Source organism: Curtobacterium sp. MCBA15_013, from assembly GCF_001865095.1.
GTDB lineage: Bacteria > Actinomycetota > Actinomycetes > Actinomycetales > Microbacteriaceae > Curtobacterium.
The window spans coordinates 164,281-171,828 of record NZ_MJGQ01000004.1 but is presented as its reverse complement, the minus strand read 5'-3'; the positions used below and the strand labels follow the sequence as shown (position 1 = coordinate 171,828).

Genomic DNA, 7,548 nt, shown 5'->3' with positions numbered 1-7,548 from the left:
ACCGTGCCTCCCGTCCGTCGTCACCGCCCGATCAGGGCGTCACCGTCGCGTCCGTCAGGACGAGGACTCCCAGTCCGCCGGGCCGCGCGACCCCGCGCGGTACTCCTCGAGCGGGACCTCGTCCGCCTTCCAGGCGTCGACGACCGGCTCGACGATCTCCCAGCAGCGCTCGGCCACGTCACCGCGGATCGACAGCAGCGGGTCGTCGTGGAAGATCCCGTTGAGGACCTCGCCGTAGGGGGTGAGCTCGCCGTCCGCGAAGGAGGACGACAGGGTGACCTGGCCCATCTCGAACGGGTTGCCGCCGCCGTTGGCCGACACCGTCAGCTCGATCTCGTCGGGGTTGAGCACGATGCGGAGCGTGTCCGTCTTCGGCCGACCGGACAGGCCGGAGGGCAGGCGCGTCACGGGCTTGAAGGTGATCAGCACCTCCTTGCGGCTGTTGCCGAGTGCCTTGCCGGAACGGAGCGTGAACGGCACGCCCTTCCAGCGGGCGGTGTCCACCTCGACCGAGATCTCGGCGAGCGTCTCGGTGCCGCGCGACTTGTCGACGCCGTCCTCGTCCTGGTACGACGGCAGTTCCTTGCCGTCGATGGTGCCGGCCGTGTAGACCGCACGACGCGACGCGATCTTCGGGTCGCCGCCCTTGAGCTCGGTCGAACGGAGCACCCGGGCCAGGGACGAGCGGAACTCGACGGCGTCGATGTCTGCCGGGGCGTCCATCGTCACGATGCCGAGGATCTGCAGCAGGTGCGACTGGATCATGTCGACCATCGCGCCGGCCTCGTCGTAGTACTGGGCGCGGTTCTCGAGACCGAGGGTCTCGTCGTAGAAGATGTCGACCTTCTCGATGTTGTCGGCGTTCCAGATCGGCTCGAACAGGCGGTTCGCGAAGCGCAGACCGATGATGTTGAGCACCGTGGTACGACCGAGGAAGTGGTCGGTGCGGTGCACGCGCTCCTCGGGGACGAGCTTGAGGACCGTCTCGTTGAGGGCCTTCGCGCTGGCGACGTCCGTACCGAAGGGCTTCTCGAACGCGAGGGTCGTGCCCTCGGGCAGCTCGACCTGCTGGAGCGCCTCGCAGATGTCGGAGGCGATCTGCGGCGGGAGCGCGAAGTAGAGGATCGGCTCGGCGTCGGCGTCGGCCGCGGCGAAGAGCGCCTTGAGGTGCTCGGGGTCGGTCGGGTCACCCTGGATGAACTGCGTCGACGCGAGGGTGGCGTCGACCTCCGGGCCCTTCACGTCCTGCGACGCGAAGGACTTCGTGACGACGTCCTTCCACTGCTCCTCGCTGCGGGCGCTGCGGCCCGTGCCGATGAGCTGGACGGGCACCGCTCGACCGCTCTGCAGGAACGTGCCGAGGCCCGGCAGCAGCAGGCGGGAGGCGAGGTCGCCCGTCGCGCCGAAGATGATGAGAGTGCGCTTGTCGGTCACCGGAGGTGACTCCTTTCGCTGTGGTGGGGGTGGTCCGCTTGAGGCCAAGCCGTGGGCGGACCGGTTGATTCCCGGACGAGCAGGTTCGTTGGTGTGCCTGCGTTCCGGAGGTCGTGCTGCGGTTCCGGTGTGGTGCTGGACGCACTTCGGGCGGCACCGGTGTGGTGCCGCCCGAAGTCAGGTGCGCTGGAGGTCCAGGTCAGTGACCGAAGTTGCCGCGGTAGTACTCGTAGACCCAGCCGACGAGGGTGATCGCCACGCAGGCGAGCCCGATCGGGACGATCCACAGCCCGGCTGCGACACCGAGGAAGCAGAGCGCCGTGGCACCCGCGAGCAGGATGGGCCACCACGACCACGGGCTGAAGTGCCCGAGCTCGGCGTCGCCGTCCTCGATGTTGGCGTCGGGGCGGTCCTCGGGGAGGACCCCGCCCTGGGAGGACATGACCTTGCCGAGGTAGAACGCGATGAACGCGGACATGATCCCGGTGAGGCCGATGGCCACCGTGCCGACCCACTCCGGGTGACCGTAGTAGAGCAGCGACCAGATGGTGTACGCGGCGTCCGCGAGGATGAAGAACCCGAAGAGGATCCAGAACAGGTTGGTGTTGGCGCGCATCGCCTTACTTCACCTCGCCCTTCGCGGCGTCGTAGGTCGGAGCGTCGGGGGCGTCCTTGGCCGGACCCACACCGATCGGCACACCCGCTTCGGGGTGGTTGAGGTCGAACGCCGGCGACTCCGAACGGATGCGCGGGATCGACGTGAAGTTGTGCCGCGGCGGCGGGCAGCTGGTCGCCCACTCGAGCGAGCGGCCGTAGCCCCACGGGTCGTTCACGGCGACCTTCGGCGCGTTCCGGGCGGTCACGTAGACGTTGAAGATGAACGGCAGGAACGAGATCGCGAGGATCATCGAGCCGATCGTCGACAGCTGGTTCATCCAGGTGAACCCGTCGTTCGGCAGGTAGGTCGCGTAGCGACGCGGCATGCCGATGACGCCCAGCCAGTGCTGGATGAGGAACGTCGTGTGGAAGCCGATGAACAGGAGCCAGAAGTGGATCTTGCCGAGACGCTCGTTGAGCATCTTGCCCGTCCACTTCGGCCACCAGAAGTAGAAGCCGGAGAACATCGCGAACACGACGGTTCCGAAGACCACGTAGTGGAAGTGCGCGACGACGAAGTACGAGTCGGACACGTGGAAGTCGAGCGGCGGGGACGCCAGGATCACACCGGTGAGACCACCGAACGTGAAGGTGATGAGGAAGCCGACGGCCCAGAGCAGTGGCGTCTCGAACGTGACCGAACCGCGCCACATCGTGCCGACCCAGTTGAAGATCTTCACGCCGGTCGGGACCGCGATGAGCATCGTCATGAGCGAGAACCACGGGAGCAGGACGCCACCGGTGACGTACATGTGGTGCGCCCACACCGTGACCGAGAGGGCCGCGATGGCGATGGTCGCGTAGACGAGGGTCTTGTACCCGAAGATCGGCTTGCGGCTGAACACCGGGAAGACCTCGGAGACGATGCCGAAGAACGGCAGCGCGATGATGTACACCTCGGGGTGGCCGAAGAACCAGAAGAGGTGCTGCCAGAGCAGGGCTCCGCCGTTCGCCGGGTTGAAGATCTGCGCGTCGAACACGCGGTCGAGACCGAGGCCGAACAGCGCGGCGGCGAGGACCGGGAAGGCCATCAGCACGAGCAGCGCGGTCACGAGGGTGTTCCACGTGAAGATCGACATGCGGAACATGGTCAGACCCGGGGCACGCATCGTGATGATCGTGGTGATGAAGTTCACCGCACCGAGGATCGTCGAGAAGCCGGTCATGCCGAGGCCGAAGACCCAGAGGGTGCCACCGAGCCCTGGTGTGAACGTCGTGTCACTCAGTGGCGCGTAGGCGAACCACCCGAACGACGCGGCGCCCTGCGGGGTGAGGAAGCCACCGACGGCGATGAGCGAGCCGAACAGGTAGAGCCAGAAGGCGAAACCGTTCAGACGCGGGAAGGCGACGTCCGGCGCACCGATCTGCAGCGGCATGATCGCGTTCGCGAAGCCCGAGAAGAGCGGGGTCGCGAACATCAGCAGCATGATCGTGCCGTGCATCGTGAAGAGCTGGTTGTACTGCTCCTTCGTCGCGACCACGTGCAGGCCGGGCTCGAAGAGCTGGGCACGGATGACGAGCGCCATCACACCCGCGAGCAGGAAGAAGATGAACGAGGCGATCAGGTACATGTACCCGATGGTCTTGTGGTCCGTGGAGGTGATCCACCGGACGATGATGTTGCCCTTCCGGCCGACCTTCGACGCCTGGAAGTCCAGTGTCGTGGTCCCTGCAGCCGGCTGGCCGACGAGTGACGTGGTCATCTGACGGAGCCCCTACTTGTTGTCGCTCGACGCCGTGACGGGCGTCTTGTCGTTGGGTTCGTTCGTGTTGGTGTTGTACTCGTTGCCGAGCAGACCGACCTTGCCCTGCTCCTCGAGCGAGTCGAGGTACTTCTGGTACTCGGCCGGGGTGACGACCTTCACCTGGAAGAGCATGAGCGAGTGGTACTCACCGCACAGCTCCGCGCACTTGCCCTGGTAGGTACCGAGCTTCTGCGGGATGAAGTACTCGTCGTTCTGCTTGCCCGGGAGCATGTCCTTCTTGTAGAGGAAGTCGATGATCCAGAACGAATGGTCGACGTCGCGGGACGAGAGCTCGATGTGGACCTTCTTGCCCTTGGGCAGGTAGAGGGTCGGGAGCTGCGACTCGTCGATCGCGCCGTTGGCGTTCTCTTCTTCCTGGGCCTGGATGCCCTGGTAGTAGACGCTCTTGGACTTGTCGTCCTCGTTGATGTAGTTGAAGTCCCACGCCCAGCGCTTGCCGTAGACGTGGATCGTCGCGTCGGCGTTCTTGAACGGCTGCTCGATCGCGGCCTGGTCCTTGGCGGTGAAGGCGAAGAAGCCGAGCACGAGGATCAGCGGCACGATCGTGTAGAAGATCTCGAGCGGCATGTTGTAGCGCATCTGCACCGGCAGGCCGGTCTGGCCCTTGCGGCGGCGGTAGACGATCGCTGCCCAGATGATGAGGCCCCACACGATCAGACCGACCGCGAGCAGCACGACCCAGCTGGTGGTCCACAGGCCGACGATGCGGCTCGTGTGGTTGGTGACGTCCTTCGTCTCCTCCGTGCCGGGGAGCCATCCGTTCAGCTGCTGCTGCGTGCAGCCAGCCAGTGCGATGACCAGACCGACGGCCACCGGGACGGCCGCCCAACGTATACGGCGATTCGAACGCACTGTTACCTCTCGGAAGAACGTGAAACCGGAGCAGGCCGCGACGTGAAGGTCGCGCATGGCTCGCTCCCAGCTTGGTTGGAACACTCCTAGCTTACTCGCAGCTCGGGACCGCTCGCGCACACGCGACACACCTCGGGCCGCGATCCGCACTCCGTCCGGGCGGGTTTTCCCTGGTCGTGCGGGATGCCACGCCCGGGAACGAACGAGCGGGGAGCGACCGTGTCGGTCACTCCCCGCTCGTGTCGGGTCGACGGAGATCAGTGGAAGCTGTCACCGCACGCGCAGCTGCCCTGCGCGTTGGGGTTGTCGATCGTGAAGCCCTGCTTCTGGATGGTGTCCTCGAAGTCGATCGAGGCGCCGTCGAGGTACGGGACGCTCATCTTGTCGACGACGACCTCGACGCCGTCACCGAACTCGGCCGTGGCGTCGCCGTCGAGCAGGCGCTCGTCGAAGTAGAGCTGGTAGATCAGGCCGGAGCACCCGCCGGGCTGGACGGCGAGGCGCAGGCGGAGGTCGTCGCGGCCTTCCTGTTCGAGGAGGCTCGCCACCTTCGCCGCGGCCGCGTCGCTGAGCAGGACGCCGTGCGACGGCGCCTCGGTCGTCGGTGCGTGGTCGGTGATGGTGTCGCTCATCCGCGCGTCTCCCTCCGTGCGGTGTCGTTCACCGCGCTTGGACCGATTGTAAGCACCGTCAGCCGCGAGTCGCGAGACGCGCGAGCAGGATCGTCTCCGATGCGATCGCGCGGTGCAGGACGCCGAGGTGCTGCGACTCGTTCGGGCTGTGCGCGCGGGTGTCCGGGTCCTCGACGCCGGTCACGAGGATCTGCGCCTCCGGGAACTGGGCGGCGAGGTCCGAGACGAACGGGATCGAGCCGCCGATGCCCTGCTCGACGGGCGACTCGCCCCAGCCCTCGGCCATCGCGGTCCGCGCTTCCTGGACGGCCCAACCGGCGGTGTCCACGAGGAACCCGTCTCCGGCGTCCGGCTCGCTGATCTCCATCCGGGCGCCGAACGGCACGTGCGCCCGCAGGTGCCGCTCGACCGCGGCGTACGCGTCCGTCGCGGCCTGTCCCGGCGCGACCCGCACCGAGACCCGGGCGGAGACCGTCGGCAGCAGGGTGTTCGACGCGTTCGCGACGCTCGGGACGTCCATGCCCGTCACGGTGATCGACGGCTGGAACCACATCCGCGACAGCACGTCGCCACGGCCGACCGGACGCACCCCCGGGACCAGTGCCGCGTCGGCGGCGAGCTGCTCCTCGGTGCGCTCGGGCACGTCGGCCTCGTACGAGGAGAGGCCCTCGACCGCGACGGCGCCGTCGTCGTCGTGCAGCGAGGCGAGCAGGCGGACCATCGGGATCATGGCGTCCGGCGCCGCTCCCCCGAACATGCCGCTGTGGCTCGCGTGCTCGAGGGTCGTCAGGGTCAGCTTGAAGGTGACGTTGCCGCGCAGGGAGACGGTGATCGACGGGACCTCGGTCGACCAGTTGTCGCTGTCCGCGACGACGATGACGTCGGCGGCGAGGTGCTCCTGCTGCTCGCGGAGGAACGTGCGGAACGACCGGGAGCCGAACTCCTCCTCGCCCTCGATGAACAGGACGACGCCGAGCTCCAGGTCGTCGCCGAACTGCGCGTGCAGCGCCCGGAGCGACGCGATGTGGGTCATCACGCCGGCCTTGTCGTCCGAGGCACCGCGGCCGTACAGGCGGTCGCCACGCAGCGTCGGCTCGAACGGCGGGGTCTCCCAGAGCGCGTCGTCGCCCTGCGGCTGGACGTCGTGGTGGGCGTAGAGCATCACGGTCGGCTTGCCGTTGCGGGCCGGGCGGACCGCCAGGACCGCGGGCTGACCGAGCTCGAGCGGGTCGTCGTCACTGATCGCCGACCGGATGATCTCGACCTGGTCGTCCGCGAAGACGCCGGTGCTCCGGGCCAGGTCCGCCACGGCACGGGCGCTCGCGAGCACGTTCGACTCGTCGTACGCCGACCACGACACCGACGGGATCCGCACCAGGTCGGACAGGTCGGCGATCGTCGAGGGCAGCGATCCCTGCACGTGTTCGCGGAGGGCGTCGAGGAGTGCGGGGTCGGTGGCGGCGGCGTGCTGGTCGGTGTCGGTCATGTCCCGTAATCTAGAGGACGATCCAGCACGCAGACCGCAGTCAGGAACGCATCGTGGCGAAGGCAGCCCCCAAGACCAACACGACCGTCAACCCGTCCGAGGCCGAGCTCCTCGAACAGGGGAAGGGCCGTCCGACGCCGACCCGTCGCGAGCGCGAGGCGGCGAACCGCCGTCCCATCGTCGGCGGCTCCGCCGAGGACAAGAAGGCAGCTCGTGCCCGGCTCACGAACGAGCGCGAGAAGGCCCGCGTCGGCATGGCCAACGGCGAGGAGCGCTACCTCCCCGCGAAGGACAAGGGCGAGCAGCGCAAGTTCGTGCGCGACTGGATCGACGCCCGCTGGAACGTCGGCGAGATCATGATGCCGGTGCTCGTGCTGTTCCTCATCGTCGGGTTCGCCGCGTCGCAGACCGTGATCGCGTCGTACTCGCTGCTGCTCGTGTGGGCGTTCGTGGCGCTCTTCGTGCTCGACTGCATCGTGCTCTGGCTGTCGTTCCGCAAGAAGCTGACGGCCAAGTTCGGCTCGATGCAGCGCGGGACGTTCCTCTACATCCTCACGCGAGCGTGGCAGCTGCGCTTCCTGCGCCTGCCGAAGCCGCAGGTCAGGCGCGGGCAGTACCCCACCGTCTGATCGCTCCCCATCGCAGCGCCGTCCGGTCCGCCGGGCGGCGCTGCGTCGTTCCCGGCGCGCGGCCCGGCCCCCGTCCCCCGCCGGCCCCGCCG

General features: G+C 67.7%; 7 protein-coding genes. 1 reads left to right on the top strand and 6 read right to left on the bottom strand.

Annotated features, from left to right (window positions below; translation table 11 throughout):
* Window positions 1-54 precede the first annotated feature (54 nt).
* The 6 genes from BIV01_RS02865 to BIV01_RS02840 all read right to left on the bottom strand — a co-directional run bounded on the left by BIV01_RS02865 (window position 55) and on the right by BIV01_RS02840 (window position 6,827).
* Entirely contained in the window at window positions 55-1,434 is a 1,380-nt protein-coding gene (locus tag BIV01_RS02865) for a glucose-6-phosphate dehydrogenase (RefSeq protein ID WP_070418667.1), read from the bottom strand.
* Window positions 1,435-1,633: 199 nt separating this feature from the next.
* On the bottom strand, window positions 1,634-2,050 hold the full coding sequence (locus tag BIV01_RS02860; RefSeq protein ID WP_070418666.1) for a cytochrome c oxidase subunit 4: 417 nt from the start codon (window positions 2,048-2,050) through the stop codon (window positions 1,634-1,636).
* Window positions 2,051-2,054: 4 nt separating this feature from the next.
* On the bottom strand, window positions 2,055-3,794 hold the full coding sequence (gene ctaD, locus BIV01_RS02855) for an aa3-type cytochrome oxidase subunit I (RefSeq protein WP_070418665.1): 1,740 nt from the start codon (window positions 3,792-3,794) through the stop codon (window positions 2,055-2,057).
* A gap of 12 nt (window positions 3,795-3,806) precedes the next feature.
* Entirely contained in the window at window positions 3,807-4,709 is a 903-nt protein-coding gene (gene ctaC, locus BIV01_RS02850; RefSeq protein WP_071294807.1) for an aa3-type cytochrome oxidase subunit II, read from the bottom strand.
* Between the two features lie 257 nt (window positions 4,710-4,966).
* Window positions 4,967-5,341, bottom strand: coding sequence for a HesB/IscA family protein (locus BIV01_RS02845; protein WP_092387612.1), 375 nt, complete (start codon window positions 5,339-5,341; stop codon window positions 4,967-4,969).
* A 58-nt stretch (window positions 5,342-5,399) separates the two neighbouring features.
* Window positions 5,400-6,827, bottom strand: a complete 1,428-nt coding sequence (locus BIV01_RS02840) for a dipeptidase (RefSeq protein ID WP_071294806.1) — start codon at window positions 6,825-6,827, stop codon at window positions 5,400-5,402.
* A gap of 53 nt (window positions 6,828-6,880) precedes the next feature.
* Here BIV01_RS02840 and BIV01_RS02835 point away from each other — a divergent pair, with 53 nt between their 5' ends.
* Entirely contained in the window at window positions 6,881-7,456 is a 576-nt protein-coding gene (locus tag BIV01_RS02835) for a DUF3043 domain-containing protein (protein WP_071294805.1), read from the top strand.
* The last annotated feature ends 92 nt before the right edge of the window (window positions 7,457-7,548 follow it).